The sequence below is a fragment of the Aminobacter sp. P4_D5 genome (genome assembly GCF_056401815.1).
Genome location: NZ_JBFUIP010000692.1, coordinates 1 through 721, shown reverse-complemented (window position 1 = coordinate 721; position 721 = coordinate 1). Strand labels below are relative to the sequence as shown.

Here is a 721-nt window from a genome sequence, read left to right as displayed (position 1 = left end):
CATCCTGGCCACCGGCGCCCGCGCCCGCGTGCTGCCGGGCATGGAGCCGGACGGCAAGCTGATCTGGACCTATCGCGAGGCGCTGGTGCCGGACAGCGTGCCGAAGCGGCTGATCGTCATCGGCTCGGGCGCGATCGGCGTGGAGTTCGCCAGCTTCTTCCGCGACCTCGGCAGCGAGGTGACCATCATCGAGGCCCTGGATCGCGTGGTGCCGGTCGAGGATGCCGAGGTATCGGCCTTCGTCAAGAAGTCCTTCGAGAAGCAGGGCATGAAGGTGCTCCTCAGCGCCTCCGTGAAATCCGTAAAGAAGGGCGCCTCCACCGTCACCGCGACGGTCGAGATCGGCGGCAAGACGCAGGAGATCGAGGCCGACAAACTGATCCTGGCCGTGGGCATCGTCGGCAATGTCGAGGGCGTCGGGCTTGAGGGCACCAAGATCAAGGTCGACCGCACGCATGTCGTGGTGGACGGCTATGGCCGCACCGGCGAGCCGAACGTCTATGCCATCGGCGACCTGGCCGGGCCGCCCTGGCTGGCCCACAAGGCCAGCCACGAGGCCATCACCTGCGTGGAGTTTATCGCCGGTCTCGATCCGCATCCTTTCGAGAACACGAATATCCCCGGCTGCACCTATTGCCGCCCACAGGTAGCTTCGGTCGGGCTGACGGAGGCCGGCGCCAAGGAACTGGGCCATGAGGTGAAGGTGGGCCGCTTCCCCTTC

General features: G+C 66.4%; 1 protein-coding gene. It reads left to right on the top strand.

The annotated features are described in order from the left end of the window. Positions 1–721: FAD-dependent oxidoreductase (locus tag AC1DWF_RS34365; RefSeq protein WP_476842958.1), on the top strand; the 721-nt coding region annotated here is incomplete at both ends.